Here is a 21,090-nt window from a genome sequence, read left to right on the forward strand (position 1 = left end):
AACAAGGATAAACCTTGTCCCTACCAAATAAAGATTTCTTGGTTTTACAAAACTTTCAGCCTGAAAAAAATAGGGAAATACTTTCAGGTTGCCTGAATGTGTATTTCCCTTTCATAACTTAACCGCCGAAATCGTCTAATAAGATATTCTCGTCTTCAACGCCTAAATCTTTCAGCATTTTAATCACTGCGGCATTCATCACTGGAGGACCACACATGTAAAATTCGCAGTCTTCTGGTGCTTCGTGATTTTTCAGATAGTTTTCGTATAACACGTTGTGAATGAAGCCTGTGTAACCGTCCCAATTATCATCGGGTTGTGGGTCGGACAGGGCAACGTGCCATTCAAAATTCTCGTTTTCAGCTGCCAGTTGGTCAAAATCTTCGGTGTAGAACATTTCGCGTTTGGAACGTGCGCCGTACCAGAAGCTGATTTTGCGTTTGGTTTTGAGGCGCTTGAGCTGGTCAAAAATGTGTGAACGCATTGGTGCCATACCTGCACCACCGCCAATGAAGACCATTTCTGCGTCTGTGTCTTTGGCAAAAAATTCGCCAAATGGACCTGAAATGGTTACTTTGTCGCCAGCTTTTAATGACCAAATGTAAGAGGACATTTGACCTGGTGCGACATCTGGGTTTCTTGGAGGCGGCGTGGCAATACGCACGTTCAGCATGATAATGCCTTTTTCTTCTGGGTAAGAAGCCATTGAGTAGGCGCGAACAATCGGCTCTTCAACGGTTGAAACGTAACGCCACAGGTTAAATTTGTCCCAGTCTTCGTGATATTCTTTGGGAATATCATAGTCTTTGTAGCTCACGGTGTGTGGTTTGGCTTCAATTTGAATGTAGCCACCTGCACGGAATGGGACTTCTTCGCCTTCTGGAATGGCTAATTTTAGCTCTTTAATAAACGTGGCTTTGTTGTCGTTTGAAATAACGGTGCATTCCCATTTTTTCACGCCAAACACTTCGTCTGGCAACACGATGTCCATGCTGTTTTTCACGTTTACTTGGCAAGACAAACGGCAACCTTCTGCTGCTTCGCGTTTGCTGATGTGTGATAACTCGGTTGGCAGAATATCGCCGCCACCACTTTTCACTTTCACGCGACACTGTCCGCATGAACCACCACCGCCGCAAGCTGATGATACAAAGATGCCTTTGCTGGCTAATGCGCCGAGTAATTTGCCACCTGCTGGAAGCGTGATGGATTTTTCTGGGTCGCCGTTGATATTGATTGTGATGTCGCCCGAATTCACTAACTTGGATTTGGCAAATAAAATCATCAGTGCCAAAATCACGATAATGACGGTAAACATCACGATACCTAAGATGATATCCATTAAAATGTTCTCCAATCTTGGGGTTTTTAGGTTGCCTGAAAAATGCAACCTGAAAAGGTTATAACTGAATGCCTGAGAATGACATAAAACCTAATGCCATTAAGCCACCGCTGATAAAGGTAATGCCTAAACCGCGCAAACCTTTGGGTACATCAGCGTATTTCAGTTTTTCTGTGATACCTGCCATAGCCACAATCGCCAACATCCAGCCTAAACCTGCGCCTGTGCCGTAAACGATGGATTCTACAAAGTTGTAATCACGTTGCACCATGAAAGACACAGCACCGAAAATCGCGCAGTTCACGGTAATCAGTGGCAGGAAAATCCCCAGTGCGTTGTATAGGGCAGGGACAAATTTGTCCAAAATCATTTCCAAAATTTGCACCAATGCGGCAATCACACCGATGAATGTAATGTATTTCAGAAAGGTTAAATCTACGCCTTTTACCAACGCGCTGTCTTTAAGCAAAGAGTACACTAATTGGTTGGCTGGAACGGAAATCGCTAACACGAAAGTTACGGCAACGCCCAAGCCAAATGCGGTAGAAATTTTCTTGGAAACGGCGAGGAAAGTACACATGCCCAAGAAAAACGATAATGCCATATTTTCAATGAACACGGCTTTGATGAAAATACTTAACAAGTTTTGCATGTTATTTCTCCGCTTGTTCTGGTTTCCAAGTGCGCAATGCCCACACCAGTAAACCAATGATGAAGAATGCGCTAGGTGCAATCAGGAATAAACCGTTGGCTTGATACCAGCCGCCGTTTTGCACGGTTTGCATGATTTCAATGCCAAACAATTTGCCTGAACCGATAAATTCGCGAATGGTTGCGATGATAACCAACATCATGCCGTAGCCCAAACCATTGCCCAAACCGTCCACAAAACTTTCTAATGGCGGCTCTTTCATGGCGAAAGCTTCTGCACGACCCATCACGATACAGTTGGTAATAATCAAGCCAACGAATACGGACAGTTGTTTTGATAAATCAAAAGCATAAGCTTGCAAAACTTGGTCAACCACGGTTACCAACGAAGCGATAATCGCCATTTGCACGATAATACGAATGCTGTTGGGAATGTAGTTGCGAATGGCGGAAATGCAGCAGCTTGAAAAAGCGGTTACCAATGCCACCGAAATCCCCATCACCACAGCTGTTTGCAGCTTGGTGGTTACTGCCAATGAAGAACAAATCCCTAACACTTGCAATGCCACTGGGTTGTTTTCAATGAAAGGGGAAAAGAATAAGTGTTTTAAGCGTTTTGTATCTGCCATTATTTCGCTCCTGCCTTGATTTTGTTCAAATATGGGGCATAACCATTTTCGCTAAACCAGTAATGGAATGAACCATTTACGCCTTTTGTGGTCATGGTTGCGCCTGATAAGCCGTCCACGCCATGCTCTTGGTCTGCTGAAGCGTTTTTGGCTACTTTAATCGCCACTTCGCCTTTTTCGTTATACAGTTTTTTGCCAACAAAGTTTTTTTGCCACAATGGGTTAGCAATTTCGCCACCCAAACCAGCCGTTTCACCTTGTTCGTAGTAAGTGATACCGTTGATGGTGTTGCCATCGGCTTTCACTGCCACAAAACCGTACATGATTGACCACAAGCCACTACCATGCATCGGCAAAACGATTTGTTCCAATTTGCCTGAAGTGTCTTTGATTAAATACACTTCTGCGTATTTGGCACGGCGTTGAATGGTTGCTGTGTCTTGCTCTTTGGGAATGGCAACGCTTTGTTCAGGGTCTTTAGCTGCGGTGCGAGCGTCAAAGTCTTTTAAACCTTCCACATAATCGCCTGTTGCTAAATCCACCACGCGTGGCTCAACACGTTCGGCGTATAAAGTTTTCACATCAGCATTGCTGCCTGAAAGCAAACCTGCGGCTGCCAAAATATTTTTTTGCTTATCCAGCAATTTCTTTTCGTTTTGAGTCGGTTTCAGACCAATGGCAGAACCAGCCACAATAACGGAACAGACCAAGCTAACCGCTAAAACCACTGCCATTGTGCCGCCAAAACTGTCTTTATCAAATTTAGCCATGACGTGCTTTTCTCCGTTTGATATTGGCGCGAACCACTAAGTTATCAAAAATTGGGGCAAACAAGTTAGCAAACAAAATCGCTAACATCATGCCTTCAGGATAGGCTGGATTGACCACACGAATCAGCACACACATCACGCCAATCAATGCGCCATACCACCATTTGCCTGTATCGGTAAACGAAGCGGAAACAGGGTCAGTTGCCATAAACAGCATACCAATCGCAAAACCGCCTAACACAAAGTGCCAATACCAAGGCATTGAGAACATCGCGTTGGTTTCAGAACCAATCATGTTAAACAAGGTTGAAGTTGCCACCATGCCCAGCATTACGCCCAAGATAATGCGCCAAGAAGCCACACGCGCAAACACGATAATCGCGCCGCCAATCAACAAAGCCAAAGTAGAAACTTCGCCGATTGAGCCAGTCATGTTGCCTAAGAAAGCGTCCATCCAAGTGATAGGCTCGCCTGTTACCGCGTGTTTCAAAGAAGCCACGCCACCACCGCTAGACCATTGTGATAACGCTGTTGCACCTGAAAAACCATCAACCGCCGTCCACACTTTATCGCCCGTCATATTGGCAGGATAAGAGAAAAACAAGAATGCACGTCCAGCTAAAGCAGGATTCATAAAGTTTTTGCCTGTGCCACCAAACACCTCTTTGGCGATTACTACGCCAAACGTAATGCCCAAAGCGGTTTGCCACAAAGGCAAAGTAGGTGGAACAATCAGCGTGAACAAGATAGAAGTTACAAAGAAACCTTCATTGATTTCATGTTTACGCACAATCGCAAACAGTACTTCCCAGAAACCGCCGACAATAAACACAGTCGCATAAATCGGCACAACAAACAGTGCACCCAGCAGCATTTTGCTGATGATGCCAGCCGAAGACGTTAAGTCAATCCTCAACATATTTGCCAAAGCATAATGCCAGTTGCTTGCCACATTTTGCGCGATTAAATCACCACCGTGGTTCAACGCCAAGATGGACTGATTGCCCACGTTATACATGCCCCAGAATAGGGCAGGGAACAGAGCCAACCACACTAAAGTCATCATGCGTTTAGAATCCAACGCATCGCGAACGTGTGCCGCTTGGCGCGTTACATGACCCTGAGTGTATAAAATACTGGCAACCGCTTCAAACAGCGGAAACCATTTTTCGTATTTACCACCTTGATGAAACTGCGGTTCTATTTTTTCTAAAAGATTTTTTAATCCCACGTTTAACCCTCTTTCTCAATCGTGTTCAACACATTGCGCAACAACGAGCCATATTCATATTTACCTGGGCAAACAAAGCTGCACAACGCCAAATCTTCTTCATCTAATTCCAAGCAGCCCAATGCGTGTGCGCTGTCCGTATCACCCACGATTAAATCGCGCAGCAACAAGGTTGGCAAAATATCCAAAGGCATCACACGTTCATAAGTACCGATTGGCACCATGCCGCGTTTGCCACCGTGTACCGCCGTAGTGAAATTGAACAATTTGTTTTTCAGGAAATGCCCAACAGTGGTGCGCGTAACTGAAAACTTATCCGCATAAGGCGCAACAAAGCCCAAAAATTCTTTAGCGCGACCTTCTTCAATCACAGAAATTTGATTGTGGTAACGTCCCAAATAATCGTGAGCACCGCTTGCAATCGCGCCATTCAACACAGAACCTGAAATCACACGGTTTTCTGTATTTTTCAGGCTGCCTGAAGTCAATTCAGACACTTTTGCGCCCAAAACTGTGCGAATCACGCGTGGCTGTTCCACTTGTGGGCCTGCCAACGAAATCACGCGTGTGTTGTCCAATTCGCCAGTGGCAAATAAATGACCAATCGCAATCACATCTTGATAACCAATGTGCCAAACGGTTTTTTGCAAGCTCACAGGTTCAATAAAATGAATGTGCGTACCCACCAAACCAGCAGGATGTACGCCACCAAATTCATGCACTTCAACATTGCTTGCGCTTACTGTTGGCACGTTTGCGTTTGGGGCTTTGCACACGTGAACTTTGTTTTCAGTCAGTTTGCTGATAGCGGTTAAACCGCGCGCAAAATCTTCGCTGCGTTCTTGAATAATCAACGCAGGGTCTGTCGCCAAAGGATTGGTGTCCATTGCGGTCACAAAAATCGCTTTTGGATTGCCGTTAATTGCAGGAATTTTGCTAAACGGGCGTGTGCGGAACGCAGTCCACAAGCCAGATTGCACCAAGTTTTCACGCGCTTGCTCGTTGGTTAAATTATCCCAATCGCTGCCTGAAAACGCTTTGAACGTGATTTGTTCATTGCCTTGCAATTCAATGACAACCGATTGCAGCACGCGTTTTTCGCCGCGATTGATGGCAACCACTTTGCCAGCCGCAGGCGCAGTAAACACCACGCCTTCGTTTTTCTTATCAACAAATAACACTTGCCCTTTTTTGACAACGTCGCCTTCTTGCACTTTCATACTTGGGCGCATGCCAATGTATTCTTCGCCTAAAATAGCGACTTGGCTAACGGTGTTACCTGCATGGATAGCGGTTTGGTCTGGTTTGCCAGCAATAGGCAAATCCAAACCTTTTTTAATATGAATCATATTGCGTTCCATAGGTTTACTAAACAAATTTAATTTTAACGTAAATATGCATTTGTTACCATTGTTTTGCAAATCATCTGAATACGTATTGACAAATAAAATTTCACGCAGCCTGAAACAAGTTTTTCAGGCTGCGTGAATAATCCGTTCGCATAACTTATAATAGCGAACTTTGCAGAAACGAAAAGCGACAAAAAATGTGGTTCAAACAAATAACTTTTTACCCGATTAACACCGAAACACAGCCTGAAATAGAAACGCTGGCAGACAAATTGGCAGAAGCTGAATTTGCGCCTGTAACAGGGTTAGACTGGTTCAGCGAAGGCTTCGCGCCACCGCATGGGTTTTCGCCAGAGCTGGTGTTTCCTGCGGATTTCACTTGGTCGGTGTCGCTGAAAAAAGCGGAGAAAGTGCTGCCTGCGGCAGTGGTACGCGATATTTTGGACGAGAAAGTGGCAGATATTCAGGCTGCAGAAGCGCGAAATGTTGGGCGCAAAGAAAAGCAGGAATTGAAAGAGCAAATTACAGATGACTTGTTGCCACGCGCGTTTGTGAAGACCAGTCGCACGCAAATGGTTTGCGATACGAAACATGGCTTTATGTTGGTAAACGGCGCAGGCACGAAAGCAGAAAATGCGTTGGCAAAACTGCGTGAGGCGTTGGGTGGTATGGACGCGCGTTTGCCACAAACGAAGCAATCGCCCAGCAGCCTGATGACAGATTGGCTGCTGCGCGGCGCGTGTGAGGGCGGCTTTGAGTTGGACGATTCGTGTGAATTGAAAGGCACGGGCGATGTTGTGCCAACGGTGAAAATCGCGAAACAGGATTTGACGGTGGACGAGGTGGTTCAGCACGTTAAAAATGGCAAAACGTGTACGCAACTGGGTTTGGTTTGGCGCGAGCAAATTGCGTTTGTTCTGACGGAAGATTTTTCGCTGAAACGGATTCAGTATTTGGACGTTTTGCAGGAAGAAGCGGAACAGCACGGCGATGACACGGCAAGTTTGGCATTTGCTTCGCAGATTTTGATGGCGCAGAGCGTATCCACGATGATTATGGAATTGGTGGGCTGCTTGGGCGGTTGGCAGGAATAATGTGGTTTTCGGGCTGCCTGATAAGGAAATAAAATGGATTTTGCGGGTCAATATTGCGTTTTTTCTTGGGAAGACGGTAGTTATAAGCGATTTTTCCGCTTGCTTGAAAACGGAGCTATTCAGGATTTGTTCGGCTCTCAAGGGCATGATAACGAGCGATTTTGGGCGGTTGATGGTGAATATTTGGTTTTGTTGTCTCTCAATAGAAATGTTACTTCGCGCTTTGTGGTGCAAGAGCAAACGCGCCATTCAACGATTTTGGCGGGTGAAGTGTGGGGTGGCAATATTCGTTTACGCATAGAGTGCTTTCCAAATAAAAGCGATTTGTTTGAATATAAAACGCAGTTTACTCATGCGGAGATTGTGGAGCAGGGTTGGCTGGAGGTGGGCGCGCACACTTATGGAAAACCTATATTTGTGGATTTGTACTACTCTTCTAAAGTGAAAATCGGCGATTATTGTTCCATTGCGGGCAATGTGAAATTTATCAATGCCAACCACCGAATAGACTTGGTGAGTACGTATCCTTTTTATTCTCTGAGGTGGTTTTATCAAGAGAACACCTCTGTTTACGACCATTTTGCAAAAGGTGCGATAACAGTAGGGAATGATGTGTGGATTGGCGAAAACGCTGTGATTTTATCGGGGGTAACTATTGGCGATGGGGCGATTATTGCCGCTAATTCGTTGGTGAATAAAGACGTTGAGCCTTATTCTATTGTGGGTGGTAATCCAGCCAAACACATTCGTTTCCGCATTGAAGACGCGGAGCAGCGTGAGCAAATGCAAAAAATTGCGTGGTGGAACTGGTCAGAAGAAAAAATTATTGAAAACATGGAATGGATAATGTCGCCAGATATTGCGGCGTTTATTCAGAAATTTCAGGCAGCCTGAAAATAGATAGGAGAACAAAAATATTAGGTGCGGCGATTGGCGATATTGTGGGTTCACGATTTGAGTTTGATAACCACAAAAGCACAGATTTTAGTTGTTTCATTCATCTTGTGATTTCACAGATGACACCGTTTGCTCGGTGGCAGTAACCGATTGGGTGCTGCAAGGTTGTCCTAACCATTGGGCGAAATTTTTGCAAAACAGGTGTTTGCGTTATCCCAATCCAATGGGCGCGTATGGCGGACGTTTTGGCATTTGAATACACGAAACCAATCCTGAACCTTACAATAGCTGGGGCAACGGCTCGGCAATGCGCGTTTCAGCGGTGGGTTGGGCGTTTGATACGCTGGAAGAAACGCTGATTTACGCGAAAAAATCCGTAGAAATCACGCACAACCACGCCGATGGCATTAAAGGCGCACAAGCAGTGGCAGCAGCGGTTTTTTGGGCAAGAACAGGCGTAAGCAAAGCCGATATTCGCCAAAATATCACACAGTAATTTGGCTATGATTTAAGCGAAACGTGCGATGAAATTCGCCCGAGTTATCGTTTTAACGAAAGCTGTCAAAGCACTGTACCACAAGCGATTATAGCATTTTTAGAAAGCGATGATTTTGAACACGCCATTCGTTTAGCGGTATCGCTGGGTGGCGATACGGATACATTGGCAGCGATTACGGGCGCGATTGCAGAAGCGTTTTACGGCATTCTAGCTGCGTTGCTAGAGCAAGCATTGGCAATTTTGCCACAAGATATAGCAGAGATTTTTCTGGCGGCTGAACAAAAGTTTCAGGCTGCCTGAAAACAAAAAATTTTTAAAACAAGGAAACAAAATGAGTATTAAATCAGATAAATGGATTCGCCAAATGGCAGAACAGCACGGCATGATTGAGCCGTTTGAACCGAACCAAATCAAAGAAATGAACGGTCAAAAAATCATTTCCTACGGCACGTCAAGCTATGGTTACGACATCCGTTGCGCGAATGAATTTAAGATTTTCACCAACATCAACAGCACGATTGTTGACCCAAAAAACTTTGACCCAAAAAACTTTGTTACCGTAGAAGACGATTGCTGCATTATTCCGCCAAACTCGTTTGCATTGGCGCGCACAGTAGAATATTTCCGCATTCCGCGCAATGTTTTAACCGTTTGCTTGGGCAAATCTACCTATGCGCGTTGTGGGATTATTGTGAACGTAACGCCGTTTGAGCCTGAATGGGAAGGCTATGTAACGCTGGAATTTTCCAACACCACACCGTTACCAGCCAAAATTTACGCAGGCGAGGGCGTGGCGCAAGTGTTGTTCTTTGAAAGCGATGAAGTGTGTGAGACATCGTATAAAGACCGCAATGGTAAATATATGGGGCAGACTGGTGTTACCTTGCCAAAAGCGTGATTTTTGGTTTCAGGCAGCCTGAAAATGATAACTTTATTAGAAAGAGCGCAAGGCTGTTTATTAGGATTAGCCTGTGGGGATGCATTGGGTACGACTGTTGAATTTTATCCGCGTGGGAAATTTGAACGTTTAACAGATATGCGTGGCGGTGGGCAATTCCGTTTGCAAAAAGGGCAATGGACTGATGATACTTCCATGGCTCTATGTTTAGCGGATAGTTTGTTGGAAAATGATTTTGATGCATTAGACCAAATGAACCGTTATTGCTTATGGGCGAATACAGGTTATCGTTCTAGCAAAAAGCGAGCGTTTGGTATTGGTAAACAAACGATTGCTGCATTAAGTGAATTTCGCTGTTCAGGAAACCCTTTTTCTGAAAAAACCGATAGCCGATATTCAGGAAACGGCTCGTTAATGCGTATTGCCCCGATTGCCCTGTATTATTTCAACCATGAAAAGCTAACTGAATATGCGAAGTTAAGCTCACAAACCACGCACGCTTCACGCGAGTGTATTCAATCATGTCAGTATTTTGTGCGGTTATTACAAGGCGCGTTGCAAGGCATGACCAAAACGGAATTATTCAACCTTTCAGGCAGCCTGAAAAATCAATATGACTGTTTGCAGCACATTACTTCAGGGCAATTTATTAGCAAATCAGAAAATGAAATTCGTGGTTCTGGTTATGTAATCGAAAGCCTAGAAGCTGCATTATGGGCGTTTTGGCACAGCCATGATTACGCTTCTGCTGCTTTACAGGCTGCTAACTTGGGCGATGATGCTGACACAACTGCTGCTATTTGCGGACAAATTGCAGGTGCTTTTTATGGTGTTCAATCCATTCCTGAAAACTGGTTAGTAGTTTTATATTTAGAATCAGAAATTCGCAATATTGCCACTCAACTTATCAATCATTCATTTTCAGGCAGCCTGAAACCATGTCCACACAAAACCTAGATGCCTATTCCCAACTCATCAAAGCCCTGCGCGTATTGCCTAACGTTGGCGCAAAAACTGCGCAACGCATGGCACACGTTCTGCTGCAACAAAACCGCGAAGGCGCAACCGAACTGCTGCAAGCCCTTGATATTGCGCTGAAACAAGTCAATAACTGCATTCATTGCAACACCTTTTGCGAGGGCGAAACCTGCCCTATTTGCGCCGACACCAAACGCGACCCCACGCGCCTAATGATTGTTCACATGCCAGCCGATGTCGCCAGCATGGAAGCCGCGCGTTGCCATGATGGGCTGTATTTTGTGCTGATGGGACAAGTCAATCCCACGCAAAACATGGATTTGAGCCACATCGCGCTAGACAAACTCGTAGCGCGACTTTCAGGCAGCCCCGTGCAAGAAATCATCATCGCCACATCGTTCACTGCAGAGGGCGACGCAACTACTTATATTTTATCGGAATTATTCAAAGATCAGCCGTATAAAGTCAGCCGATTAGCGCGTGGCATGCCGCTAGGCAGCGAGCTAGAATATGTGGACGCAGGCACGTTGGCGCAAGCCGTTTACGAGCGACAATTATTGCAAGGAGAAGACGCATGATTTTGGCGTGGATAGTGGCGAAATGTATAGCGTGGCTGTTTCACGAACCTGCGCCAGCACCCGTGAAATTGCTGATTGCCCAAGCCTATGCAACTGATTTTCAGGCTGCGTCAGAAGTATCGCAGCCTGAAAAAATCGTGCAAAAACCGCCGCAAAAAGTGTTGAGCAACCGCGCTGTTTTGCAAGCCGCGCAGCAATCTTTGGCGCAACTGCCTGAATGGCAAGGCAAACCGCTACGCGTGTTTCAGCAAATTGCGTTTTTTGACGGCGAACGTCCGCGCATAGAATTGGCGTTGCAAAATCCCACGCAGCCTGAAAGCCTGATTTTTTATACTTACGAACAGGGAAAATGGACAGCTTCGCAAGCGGAAGATGTCAGCCATATCAAAAACTTAACGCCATATTTGTTTGACTTAAATAGCGTGCAATTTGTTCAGGCTGCCGATATTGGGCAGACGTGGCAACAGAAAGCGCAAGAAGTGAACGCCGCCGAGCAAACGCCGTATTACGTTGCGCTGGTGTGGTTGCCGAAGCCCAAAAAATTGATGTGGCACACCGCCACTTTAGAAGCGACTAGGGCACAATATTATTTGAGTTGCCATTTAGACGGCAGCGTGTGGGAATTTAATTCACTATAAAAATTTGTCCACGAATAGCGCGGTTGAAGAACAGTAAAAAAATGCAGCCTGAAAAACATTTTTCAGGCTGCATTTTCATTATGCACTCACTGCCAACATCTCACGCGCATGCGTTCGAGTGGTTTCCGTAATCTTCTCGCCGCCCAACATCCGCGCCAATTCTTCCACGCGCAACGATTCATCTAACACCTTGATTTCACTAACTGTCTGTTCGCCATCGCTGTGTTTTGCCACTTGCCAATGATGTTCGCCACACGCCGCCACCTGCGGCAAATGCGTAACCGCCAAAACCTGATGTTTCGCGCCCAACGTCCGCAACGCTCGCCCAACCGTTTCCGCTACGCCACCACCAATGCCCGTATCCACTTCATCAAAAATCAAAGTCGGCACATGAGTGTATTGACTTGTAACTACTTGAATAGACAAACTAATTCGCGCCAACTCGCCACCCGAAGCCACCTTATTCAAAGGGCGCAACTGACTACCCTTATTCGCCGCAACTTGATATCGCACCTGCTCCAAACCATGCGCCGCAGGGCTAGACGGCAGCAATTCAATGTGAAATTTCGCTCCTTTCATCGCCAAACCCTGCATATGCTCCGTGGTTTCCACCGACAATTTCGCCGCCGCCTTATGCCGTTCCGCCGACAATTTTTGCGCCGTTTCCATGTACGCATTTTCCGTTTGCGCCACCGCCTTTTGCAGCGCGTCAATGTCCGCCGCCGCTTCCAAATCGTGCAAAGCTGCCTGAATTTCGTCCAATTTTTCAGGCAGCAATTCAGGCTCAACGCGGTATTTTCGCGCCATAGACATCAATTCCTGAATGCGTTTTTCCTTTGCTGCCAACTCGTTAGGGTTAATTTCCACATCGCTCAACACATCGCCCACATTGTGCAAAATCTCGCTCAATTCCGCTTCAATGCTGTCCAACATCGCCAAACTTTCCGCAAAACGCGGCTCAATATCGCCCAATTTCCCCAATACGCGCTGACATCTAAATACTTGTTTTTGCAAACCATTGTCGCCGCCAACCAACTCTTGTGCTTCGCTCGCCGCTTGCAGCAATTCCGCCGCATTCGCCAAACTGTCATGCGATTGATTCAGTGTTTCCCATTCGCCTGTTTCCAAGCCAAGCTGCTCTAACTCATTGAATTGCCACTCCAAACGCTCGCGCTCAATCGCTAAATTTTCCGCTTGCGTTTGCGCGTCTAACAAAGCGCGTTTCGCATTTTGCCACGCCTGATAATCTGCTTTTGTCTGTTCAACCAAGTTCAGGCTGCCTGAAAATGCGTCCAATAATTGCCGTTGCGCCGTTTCTTGATTAAGCGAATGGTGCGCGTTTTGTCCATGAATATCAATCAGTTGTGAACCAATTTGTTTCAGTTGCGCCAAAGTCGCTGCTTGATTATTGATAAAACTGCGGCTTTTGCCTTTCGCGTCAATGATTCGGCGAATGGATAATTCTGTGCTGTCGTTGTCCAACAAACCTTGTTCGCGCAATTCCGCTTGTAAATCAGGCATTTCCGACACGTCAAACAGCGCGGAAAGTTGCGCTTCTTTCGCACCATTTCGCACTTGGCTGTAATCTGCTTTGTCGCCCAGCAACAAGGCGAGCGCGTCCAACGTAATGGATTTGCCTGCGCCTGTTTCACCTGTTAGCACGGTAAATCCGTTTTGGAAATTGAGATTGAGTTTTTCAACGATAACAAAGTCTTGCAATGAAAGCGCGAGTAACATTTTTTCAGGCTGCCTTTTTCGGGAAACAATTTAAAACGCGGATTATAAGGGATTTGTGAATTTCAGGCAGCCTGAAATCATTTATAATATGCGGTCATCAAAATTAAACAGATAGATTGATTATGAAATGGTTTTCTCGCTCCACAGTTATCCTTAAAACGCTGTATCGCTATGGTTTGGCGGACATGGTTTTGCCGCACATTCGTCCCGCGTGGGCGAAAAAGCTGTTTCACGTGCTGCCTAAATCACACCAGTTTGTGGCTGAACCGTTGCCTGTGCGTTTGCGTTTGGCGTTGGAAAGCCTTGGCCCGATTTTTGTGAAATTGGGGCAGGTTTTATCTACGCGCCCTGATTTGTTGCCTGCGGATTACGCGGCGGAATTGGCGAAGCTGCAAGATAAAGTGCCACCGTTTGATGCGGATTTGTCGCGCCAGCAAATTGAGCAATCTTTGGGTGGACCGATTGGCGAATTGTATGCGGAGTTTCAGGCTGCGCCTGTGGCGAGTGCGTCGATTGCGCAGGTTCATCGGGCGCGTTTGTTTAGTGGCGAAGAAGTGGCGGTGAAAGTGTTGCGGCCAAATTTGCAAGGCGTGATTGAGCAAGATTTGGCGTTGATGCGATTTTGCGCCACTTGGATTGAGCGGCTGTTTGCGGATGGCAAGCGTTTGAAACCGCGCGAAGTCGTCGCAGAATTTGATAAATATTTGCACGATGAACTGGATTTAATGCGTGAAGCGGCGAACGCGAGTCAGCTTTATCGTGATTTTGAACACAGCGATAAATTGATTGTGCCGCGCGTGTTTTTTGATTATTGCAGCCGCGAAGTGCTGACGATTGAGTGGATGAATGGCATGCCGATTTCAGATATTGGCAGCCTGAAAAACAATGGCATCGATTTGAAACAGTTGGCACGTTATGGCGTGGAAATCTTTTTCACTCAAGTATTTACCAATGGTTTTTTCCATGCGGATATGCACCCTGGCAATATTTTGGTTGCGCCAGACGGGCGTTATATCGCGCTGGATTTTGGTATTGTCGGCAGCCTGACGGAATACGATAAGCGTTATCTGGCGATTAACTTTTTGGCGTTTTTCAATCGGGATTATCATCGCGTGGCGACGGCGCATATTGAGAGCGGTTGGGTGCCTGCGGATACGCGTGCGGAAGAATTGGAAGCGGCGGTGCGCGCGGTATGTGAGCCGATTTTCAATAAACCGTTGTCGCAGATTTCGTTTGGCTTGGTGCTGATGCGTTTGTTTGAAACGAGCCGCAGATTTAATGTGGAAATTCAGCCGCAGTTAGTGTTGTTGCAAAAAACGCTGTTGAATATTGAGGGTTTGGGGCGACAGCTCGACCCTGAACTGGATTTGTGGCAAACGGCAAAACCATTTTTAGTGAAGTGGATGGATTCGCAAATTGGCGTTCGTGCGCTGGTTACTAATTTGAAACACGAAGCTCCTGATTGGGCGGAAATTTTACCGAGTTTACCGCGCAAAATCGCTGCGCTGGTGGACGAGAAAAAACAAGATGAAATGCGCTTGGCGACGCTGCATTTGATTCAGAGCCAGAAACGGCAGAATTTTTGGTTGGCGGTGATTGCTGGGATTTTGTTGTTGATGTTGTTGTTTAAATAGACTTGCTGCGAAACTAAAAAAGATTGCCGTAGGTCGGGCTGGTAGCCCGACGAATCCGTGCCTATCGTGAAAGATGTCGGGCAAGCCTGCCCGACCTACAACGGTTTTGCAGGAAGTCTAATAAAAGAAAGCAGCCTGAAAAATGGTTTTCAGGCTGCTTTTTAGTTTTCAGGCAGCCTGAAAATGCTAAAATTCTATTTTTTGAAAAACACGGAATTTGCGATATGCCTATTTTGGATTGGAACAACAAAGCAGATGCGATAAAAGCGGCGAGCAAAAGCCCTTATCGCTTATTGATTGAAAATGCTGAATATTCTTATAGCACAGCCAGCCAGCCAGCCAGCCAGCCAGCCAGCCAGCCAGCCAGCCAGCCAGCCAGCCAGCCAGCCAGCCAGCCAGCCAGCCAATTATACAGAAGATTTAATTAAAAATCAAATATCTACAGATAATCTCATCATTCAAGGCGACAATTTGGACGCTTTGAAATCTCTGCTGCCGTTTTATTCAGGCAGTGTCAAATGTATTTTTATTGACCCACCGTATAACACGGGTTCGGCGTTTTCTCATTATGATGACAATTTGGAACACAGCTTGTGGCTGAATATGATGTATCCGCGCTTGGAATTGTTGCGCGAATTATTGGCGGAAGACGGCAGCATTTGGATTACGCTTGATGACAACGAAAGCCATTATTGCAAAGTGATGTGTGATGAAATTTTTGGGCGGAATAATTTTGTGGCGAATGCTATTTGGGAAAAGAAATTTTCTCCGCAAAACGATGCCAAATGGTTAAGCGACAATCACGACCATATTCTCTGCTACGCCAAGAATAAAGAAAAATGGCGACCTAATTTATTACCACGTTCAGCAGAAGCACTTTCATCTTATAAAAATCTTGATAACGACCCACGCGGTTTGTGGACAAGTAGTGATTTTTCCGTCAAAACCTATAATTCTGAATACGATTATCCAATTACAACACCATCAGGAAAAATTATAAATCCTGCAAAAGGTAGATGTTGGCAAACAAATAAAGCCGCTTTTCAAAAATTAGTTGATGATAATCGCATTTGGTTTGGTAAAAATGGGGATAATGTTCCGCGTGTTAAAAAATTTCTTTCCGAAGTTAAAGATGGAGTTACTGCTTTAACCATTTGGAAATACACCGAAGTCGGACACAATCAAAACGCAAAAAAAGAAACCAAAGAATTTAATTCTGATGAAGTTTTTGACACGCCCAAACCCGAAGCCTTATTACAACGAATTTTGACACTCGCCTCCAACGAACACGATTTAGTCCTAGATAGCTTTCTCGGTAGTGGCACAACCGCCGCCGTTGCCCACAAAATGAACCGCCGCTACATCGGCATTGAAATCGGCGAACACGCTAAAACCCACGTTGTGCCACGCCTGAAAAAAGTGATTGACGGCGAACAAGGCGGCGTTTCAGGCAGCCTGAATTGGCAGGGCGGTGGCTCATTCCGTTTTTGCGAATTGGGCGAAACGCTGTTTGATGAATACGGTTCGCTCAATGCTGCTGTGAAATTTGCGGATTTGGCGGCGTATATTTGGTTTTTACGCACTAAACAGCCGAGTAGGGTGGGTTTTAACCCACGCGATAAAACTGAAAATGGTGGGTTAAAACCCACTCTACAAACGCCAACGCCACTCATCGGGGTGCATCACAACACGGCTTATTATCTGCTTTACAATGGCATTTTGGGCGATAAACGCCCTGCGTTTGGTAATGTGCTGACACGCAAAATTTTGGCGGAATTGCCTGATTTGGCAAAACATTTGGCAGACGGTTTGAATATTGTAGTGTACGGCGAAGCGTGTCGCGTGAGTGATGAAACCTTGCAGGATAACCGCATGACGTTTAAGCAAATTCCGTATCACGTTACGGATAAATAAGGGGAAAATCATGGAATTGAAAAAATATCAAAAAGACGCTTTGGGGGCATTGTCGCAATTTTTATCCTTGAGCCGCGATTTGGGGCAGCCTGAAAACGCTTTCGCTCAAATGCAGCCTGAAATGCCGTATCGCAATCCTGAAAATCAGTGGTCTATCCCTTATGTGTGTGTGCGAATCCCAACGGGCGGCGGTAAAACGTTGTTGGCGGCAGAAACGGTTTCGTTGGCGGCAAAACAGTATTTGGATTGTGATTTTCCTGTGGTGTTGTGGCTTGTGCCGAGCCGCACAATTAAATCGCAAACGGTGGAAGCCTTGAATAATCGCAATCATGCTTATCGTGCGGCGTTGGATAGTGCATTTAATCGGGAAGTGCTGGTGTTGGACGTGGCTCAATTTGCGAATTTGCGTCCGCAGGATTTGGGTAATAAAGCGGTGGTGGTGGTTTCCACGCTGCAAAATTTCCGCGTTGATGACACGTACGGTCGCAAAATTTACGCTCATCACGAGCAATTAGAGCCGCATTTCACAAGGCTGCCTGAAAGCGTGAAAAGTGATTTGGATACGGTGCAAATTCAAGATATCCAAGAACAGGGTTTGCATGAAAAATTTATTGGTAAAACAAAATGTTCGTTTGCGAATTTACTCAAGGCGTATCGTCCGCTGGTGTTGGTTGATGAAGCTCACAACGCTCGTACTTCGCTGACTTTTGAAACGCTCCGCCGTGTGAATCCTGCGGCGATTGTGGAATTTACCGCCACACCTAGCCAAGACAAACATCACGGCAGCAATGTGATTTTTCATGTTGGGGCGGCGGCGTTGAAAGCGGAAGAGATGATTAAGCTGCCGATTTTTGTGGAAGACCACAGTAATCATGAATGGGAGCAAGTGGTTGATGCAGCGGTGTTGCAACGGACGGAATTGGCGGCAAAAGCTCAACATGAAACGGATTATGTTCGTCCGATTGTGCTGTTTCAGGCAGAAAATAAAAGCGGCACAGTTACGGTTGATGTGCTGAAAAATTATTTAACAGGCAGCTTGAATATTGATGCGGAAAAAATCGCGGTGGTTACAGGTTCGCAACGGGAATTGGACGGCTTGGATATTTTGTCACCGACTTGCCCGATTGAATTTGTGATTACGGTGGAAGCCTTGAAAGAAGGTTGGGATTGTCCGTTTGCCTATGTGTTTTGTTCTCTGCAAAATGTGTCGTCTGCGAAAGATGCGGAGCAGTTGCTCGGGCGTGTGTTGCGTATGCCGTATGCGAAACGCCGCACGGTGGAAGATTTGAATTGGGCTTACGCTTATTTGTTGTCATCGCGTTTTGGGCAGGCAGCGGATAATTTGACGGATAAATTGGTGGATATGGGTTTCAATCATTTTGAAGTAGCGAAAATGGTGGAGACGGTTCGGCCGACAGGTTTGGGCGATTTATTTGATGATTTGCCGATGCCGACAAAATCATTTTCACTCACGGTGGAATTGGATAAAACGCCCGACATCAGCTCGCTGCCTGAAAATCAGCGTGAACAAATTACCTTAAGCCTACAAGCAGATGGCACAGCAATCGTGCAGATTTCAGGCAGCCTGAAAGCGGAAACGGAGCAATTATTGCTGAAAACGGCAATAGGAAAAAAACGCAAATTGTTGGAAACGAAAATCGCTATTCACAAGCAAAAAATGGAAATCGCGAAATCGCCTGCCGAACGCGGCGAAGTGTTCCCAAAAATTCCGCAATTGTGTCTTCAGCATCAGGGCGAATTGGATTTATTTGAGCCGCAAACGCTGCTGAATATTTTGGATTGGAATATCAATAATTATCCTGCAAAAGTGGCGTTTATTCCCGATTCAGGCAGTCTGAAATTTGCGGTTGATGTGAATGATAAGGAGCAAGTCATTTATCAGACGGCGAATCAGCAGATGAATTTAAGTGATTTATTTGTTGATGATTTTTTAGAAACCAAGCCGAGTGATTTGGTCAATTGGCTTGACCGTCATATTGAACACGCCGATACGCCGCGTCATTATATGCTGCTGTTTTTGGGGCGGATTGTTGATGATTTGTTGGCAAAACCGAATGTTCAATTGGTGGATTTGTTACGCAATAAATTTGCTTTAGCTCGGGCGATTGACAGCCAAATGAATGTGTGCCGGAACGAAGCGAAAAGCCGTTCTTATCAGCAAGCCTTATTTTCGGATAATGCTGATGTTCAGGCGTGTTTTGATGCGGAATTTGCTTATGAATTTAAACCTGAAAATTATGTGCCTCAGCCACCGTTTTATTCAGGCAAATATCAGTTTGGTAAACATTTTTTTGCAGAAATTGAAAATTTGAAAGCGAGCGGCGAAGAGTTTGAATGTGCTAAATTGTTGGATATGCTGCCTGAAATTAAATATTGGATTCGCAATCCTGATTTAGGCAAACGTGGATTTTGGTTGCCGCTCTCTAATCGCCGATTTTTCCCTGATTTTATTTGTGAATTGCAAGACGGCAGAATTTTTATCGCCGAATATAAAGGCGAAGCCTACAAATCCAATGACGACAGCAAGGAAAAATGCACGGTTGGCGAATATTGGGCAGCTCAAAGCGGTGGCAAAGGCGTGTTTGCTATGCTTGTGAAGCAAGACGAGCTGGGGCGTGATATGCGACAGCAGATTTTGGCAGCGTTTCAGGCAGCCTGATTTGAAATTTTGCATTCAAATTGAAATGAAAAAAACACGATTAAATAACTGAGATTTAATCGTGTTTTTTTTATTTTTCAGGCTGCCTGAAAGTCTAATTATCCATTCAAACTCGCCACAAATTGCTGAATCGCAGGCACAGCCAACACCGCCAAAATCGCCAACACGATTTTTTCAGGCAGTGTAAATTGCCATTTCCCACGCTGCTGCCATTGAGAGAACAAAAACAACACCGTCCCCACCAAATACAAAAGCACCGACAATAACAAATAATTCACACCCGCCGCGTACACAATCCAAAACGCATAAACGCTTGAAATTACACCAATTACCCAATATTTCGCCGACAATTTCTGCGTGTACGCCAATTTAACCAAATACAAACCAATCAGCAAATATGGCACTAAAATCATAGACGTAGAAATCATCAACAACGCCGAATAACTATTCCCTGTCTGCCACACCAAAAACAAACATAATTGCACCGTCAAAGTCGTGAACAGCAACGAATGATGCGGCACTTCATTCCCATTCAACGCCAAAAACTGTTTCGGAAATGCCGCATTTTTCGCCCCCAAATGCGGAATTTCCGTTGCGTACAACGTCCAACTCAAATAAGACGACAATACTGACACAATCAAACAAAACGAAATCAACACCTTACCCCAATCGCCCACCATGTGCGACAACACGCCAGCCATAGACGGATTCGCCATCGCCGCAATCTCCGCACGCGGCAAAATCCCCTGAGCCAGCAGTGTAATCGCCACATACATTGCCAAAGTAATCGCCACTCCGCCCACCGTTGCCTTGCCGATGTCCGCACGAGATTTCGCGTGTTTGGACAACACCGCTGCCCCTTCAATGCCCGTAAACACCCACAGCGTAATCAACATCGTGTCTTTCACTTGGCTCATCACAGACGTATCCGCCGCAATGCTCGCGCCCGACCAATCGCCCATAAACACATCAGATTTGAAAAAATACGCCGCCAAACCGATAAACACAATCAGCGGAAACACTTTAACCGCCGTTGCCACCAAATTCACGCCAGCCGCTTCCTTAATCCCACGAGCCACCAGCCAATAAATCAGCCACGCAATCGCCGATTCGCCCACAAAAGCCCAAAACGTATTGCCCTGCCCAAGAATCACGCTATCAGGCGAATCCACAAAACCGCCCACCGCTTCAAACGCCACCACCAAATAGCCGACAATGCCAATCGTGGTACACAGCCAATACCCCCACGCCGAGAAAAAGCCCATTAAATTACCGAAACCGTCTCGGGCGTAGGTATAAATGCCGCCGTCCAATTCAGGTTTCAGCTTGGACAAGCAGCCAAACGCCAAGCCGAGAAAAATAATCCCTACACCTGTGATGAGCCAGCCGATTAACAAGGCTTGCGAGCCAGCGACCGCCGCCATGTTTTGCGGCAAACTGAAAATGCCCGAGCCAATCATGGAACTGATGACTAGGGCGGTTAGGGCGGTTAAGCCGATTAAGCCGATTTGTGATTTGGAAGACATAAAATTCCTTTTTTGTTGTGAAAATGGGGTTTCAGGCTGCCTGAA

17 protein-coding genes and 2 pseudogenes are annotated in these 21,090 nt (G+C 45.8%); 11 read left to right on the plus strand and 8 right to left on the minus strand.

The window, feature by feature from the left end; genetic code table 11:
- Window positions 1-118: 118 nt before the first annotated feature.
- Genes nqrF through QEO93_RS00545 form a run of 6 tightly spaced genes read right to left on the minus strand, consistent with a single transcriptional unit; the run spans window position 119 to window position 5,972 of the window.
- Window positions 119-1,342, minus strand: coding sequence for an NADH:ubiquinone reductase (Na(+)-transporting) subunit F (gene nqrF, locus QEO93_RS00520; RefSeq protein WP_032137539.1), 1,224 nt, complete (start codon window positions 1,340-1,342; stop codon window positions 119-121).
- 58 nt (window positions 1,343-1,400) lie between these two features.
- A complete protein-coding gene (nqrE, locus tag QEO93_RS00525) occupies window positions 1,401-1,994 on the minus strand; it encodes an NADH:ubiquinone reductase (Na(+)-transporting) subunit E (protein WP_032137540.1) in 594 nt (197 codons plus the stop codon).
- A gap of 1 nt (window position 1,995) precedes the next feature.
- Window positions 1,996-2,622, minus strand: a complete 627-nt coding sequence (locus QEO93_RS00530) for an NADH:ubiquinone reductase (Na(+)-transporting) subunit D (RefSeq protein ID WP_032137541.1) — start codon at window positions 2,620-2,622, stop codon at window positions 1,996-1,998.
- Window positions 2,622-3,392 (minus strand): Na(+)-translocating NADH-quinone reductase subunit C, encoded by a 771-nt coding sequence (locus tag QEO93_RS00535; protein WP_032137542.1) that lies wholly within the window; start codon window positions 3,390-3,392, stop codon window positions 2,622-2,624. The genes QEO93_RS00530 and QEO93_RS00535 overlap by 1 nt, the downstream gene beginning before the upstream one ends.
- Window positions 3,385-4,623, minus strand: coding sequence for an NADH:ubiquinone reductase (Na(+)-transporting) subunit B (locus QEO93_RS00540; RefSeq protein WP_032137543.1), 1,239 nt, complete (start codon window positions 4,621-4,623; stop codon window positions 3,385-3,387). The genes QEO93_RS00535 and QEO93_RS00540 overlap by 8 nt, the downstream gene beginning before the upstream one ends.
- Before the next feature lie 2 nt (window positions 4,624-4,625).
- A complete protein-coding gene (locus QEO93_RS00545; protein WP_032137586.1) occupies window positions 4,626-5,972 on the minus strand; it encodes a Na(+)-translocating NADH-quinone reductase subunit A in 1,347 nt (448 codons plus the stop codon).
- Window positions 5,973-6,169: 197 nt separating this feature from the next.
- Between QEO93_RS00545 and QEO93_RS00550 the strand changes: the two genes are divergently transcribed.
- From QEO93_RS00550 to QEO93_RS00580, 8 genes and pseudogenes are all read left to right on the plus strand, one after another.
- Complete coding sequence (locus tag QEO93_RS00550) at window positions 6,170-7,066, plus strand: recombination-associated protein RdgC (protein ID WP_032137544.1); 897 nt, start codon at window positions 6,170-6,172, stop codon at window positions 7,064-7,066.
- A 33-nt stretch (window positions 7,067-7,099) separates the two neighbouring features.
- Window positions 7,100-7,960 (plus strand): CatB-related O-acetyltransferase, encoded by an 861-nt coding sequence (locus tag QEO93_RS00555; RefSeq protein WP_052368783.1) that lies wholly within the window; start codon window positions 7,100-7,102, stop codon window positions 7,958-7,960.
- Between the two features lie 94 nt (window positions 7,961-8,054).
- The gene (locus QEO93_RS11640; protein WP_425337440.1) at window positions 8,055-8,219 is read left to right on the plus strand and encodes a hypothetical protein; all 165 of its coding nucleotides are present in this window, start codon (window positions 8,055-8,057) and stop codon (window positions 8,217-8,219) included.
- 51 nt (window positions 8,220-8,270) lie between these two features.
- A pseudogene (locus QEO93_RS11645) lies at window positions 8,271-8,762 on the plus strand (ADP-ribosylglycohydrolase family protein).
- Between the two features lie 31 nt (window positions 8,763-8,793).
- The gene (dcd, locus tag QEO93_RS00565) at window positions 8,794-9,360 is read left to right on the plus strand and encodes a dCTP deaminase (RefSeq protein ID WP_032137546.1); all 567 of its coding nucleotides are present in this window, start codon (window positions 8,794-8,796) and stop codon (window positions 9,358-9,360) included.
- Window positions 9,361-9,384: 24 nt separating this feature from the next.
- The gene (locus QEO93_RS00570) at window positions 9,385-10,317 is read left to right on the plus strand and encodes an ADP-ribosylglycohydrolase family protein (RefSeq protein ID WP_032137547.1); all 933 of its coding nucleotides are present in this window, start codon (window positions 9,385-9,387) and stop codon (window positions 10,315-10,317) included.
- Window positions 10,299-10,916 carry a recombination mediator RecR gene (recR, locus tag QEO93_RS00575; RefSeq protein ID WP_032137548.1) on the plus strand — a complete coding sequence of 206 codons (618 nt, stop codon included), beginning with the start codon at window positions 10,299-10,301 and terminating at the stop codon, window positions 10,914-10,916. The genes QEO93_RS00570 and recR overlap by 19 nt, the downstream gene beginning before the upstream one ends.
- Window positions 10,913-11,554, plus strand: coding sequence for a hypothetical protein (locus QEO93_RS00580; RefSeq protein ID WP_032137549.1), 642 nt, complete (start codon window positions 10,913-10,915; stop codon window positions 11,552-11,554). The genes recR and QEO93_RS00580 overlap by 4 nt, the downstream gene beginning before the upstream one ends.
- Before the next feature lie 78 nt (window positions 11,555-11,632).
- Here QEO93_RS00580 and recN read toward each other — a convergent pair whose 3' ends face one another.
- Window positions 11,633-13,291, minus strand: coding sequence for a DNA repair protein RecN (gene recN, locus QEO93_RS00585; RefSeq protein WP_032137550.1), 1,659 nt, complete (start codon window positions 13,289-13,291; stop codon window positions 11,633-11,635).
- Between the two features lie 122 nt (window positions 13,292-13,413).
- Between recN and ubiB the strand changes: the two genes are divergently transcribed.
- The 3 genes and pseudogenes from ubiB (at window position 13,414) to QEO93_RS00600 (ending at window position 19,519) form a co-directional block, all read left to right on the plus strand.
- A complete protein-coding gene (gene ubiB / locus QEO93_RS00590; protein ID WP_032137551.1) occupies window positions 13,414-14,925 on the plus strand; it encodes a ubiquinone biosynthesis regulatory protein kinase UbiB in 1,512 nt (503 codons plus the stop codon).
- A 303-nt stretch (window positions 14,926-15,228) separates the two neighbouring features.
- A pseudogene (locus tag QEO93_RS00595) lies at window positions 15,229-16,422 on the plus strand (DNA methyltransferase); the annotation flags it as partial.
- 427 nt (window positions 16,423-16,849) lie between these two features.
- Window positions 16,850-19,519 (plus strand): DEAD/DEAH box helicase, encoded by a 2,670-nt coding sequence (locus QEO93_RS00600; RefSeq protein ID WP_209434860.1) that lies wholly within the window; start codon window positions 16,850-16,852, stop codon window positions 19,517-19,519.
- A 98-nt stretch (window positions 19,520-19,617) separates the two neighbouring features.
- Here the strand turns inward: QEO93_RS00600 and QEO93_RS00605 are convergent, their stop codons facing one another.
- On the minus strand, window positions 19,618-21,045 hold the full coding sequence (locus tag QEO93_RS00605) for a basic amino acid/polyamine antiporter (RefSeq protein WP_032137554.1): 1,428 nt from the start codon (window positions 21,043-21,045) through the stop codon (window positions 19,618-19,620).
- Between the last annotated feature and the right edge of the window lie 45 nt (window positions 21,046-21,090).

Source organism: Kingella negevensis, assembly GCF_030177895.1.
Lineage (GTDB): Bacteria > Pseudomonadota > Gammaproteobacteria > Burkholderiales > Neisseriaceae > Kingella_C > Kingella_C negevensis.

Coding starts and splice junctions, on each gene's coding strand:
- nqrF (WP_032137539.1), bottom strand. CDS start 1,342: ATGGATATCATCTTAGGTATCGTGATGTTTACCGTCATTATCGTGATT.
- nqrE (WP_032137540.1), bottom strand. CDS start 1,994: ATGCAAAACTTGTTAAGTATTTTCATCAAAGCCGTGTTCATTGAAAAT.
- QEO93_RS00530 (WP_032137541.1), bottom strand. CDS start 2,622: ATGGCAGATACAAAACGCTTAAAACACTTATTCTTTTCCCCTTTCATT.
- QEO93_RS00535 (WP_032137542.1), bottom strand. CDS start 3,392: ATGGCTAAATTTGATAAAGACAGTTTTGGCGGCACAATGGCAGTGGTT.
- QEO93_RS00545 (WP_032137586.1), bottom strand. CDS start 5,972: ATGATTCATATTAAAAAAGGTTTGGATTTGCCTATTGCTGGCAAACCA.
- QEO93_RS00550 (WP_032137544.1), top strand. CDS start 6,170: ATGTGGTTCAAACAAATAACTTTTTACCCGATTAACACCGAAACACAG.
- QEO93_RS00555 (WP_052368783.1), top strand. CDS start 7,100: ATGGATTTTGCGGGTCAATATTGCGTTTTTTCTTGGGAAGACGGTAGT.
- dcd (WP_032137546.1), top strand. CDS start 8,794: ATGAGTATTAAATCAGATAAATGGATTCGCCAAATGGCAGAACAGCAC.
- QEO93_RS00570 (WP_032137547.1), top strand. CDS start 9,385: ATGATAACTTTATTAGAAAGAGCGCAAGGCTGTTTATTAGGATTAGCC.
- recR (WP_032137548.1), top strand. CDS start 10,299: ATGTCCACACAAAACCTAGATGCCTATTCCCAACTCATCAAAGCCCTG.
- QEO93_RS00580 (WP_032137549.1), top strand. CDS start 10,913: ATGATTTTGGCGTGGATAGTGGCGAAATGTATAGCGTGGCTGTTTCAC.
- recN (WP_032137550.1), bottom strand. CDS start 13,291: ATGTTACTCGCGCTTTCATTGCAAGACTTTGTTATCGTTGAAAAACTC.
- ubiB (WP_032137551.1), top strand. CDS start 13,414: ATGAAATGGTTTTCTCGCTCCACAGTTATCCTTAAAACGCTGTATCGC.
- QEO93_RS00600 (WP_209434860.1), top strand. CDS start 16,850: ATGGAATTGAAAAAATATCAAAAAGACGCTTTGGGGGCATTGTCGCAA.
- QEO93_RS00605 (WP_032137554.1), bottom strand. CDS start 21,045: ATGTCTTCCAAATCACAAATCGGCTTAATCGGCTTAACCGCCCTAACC.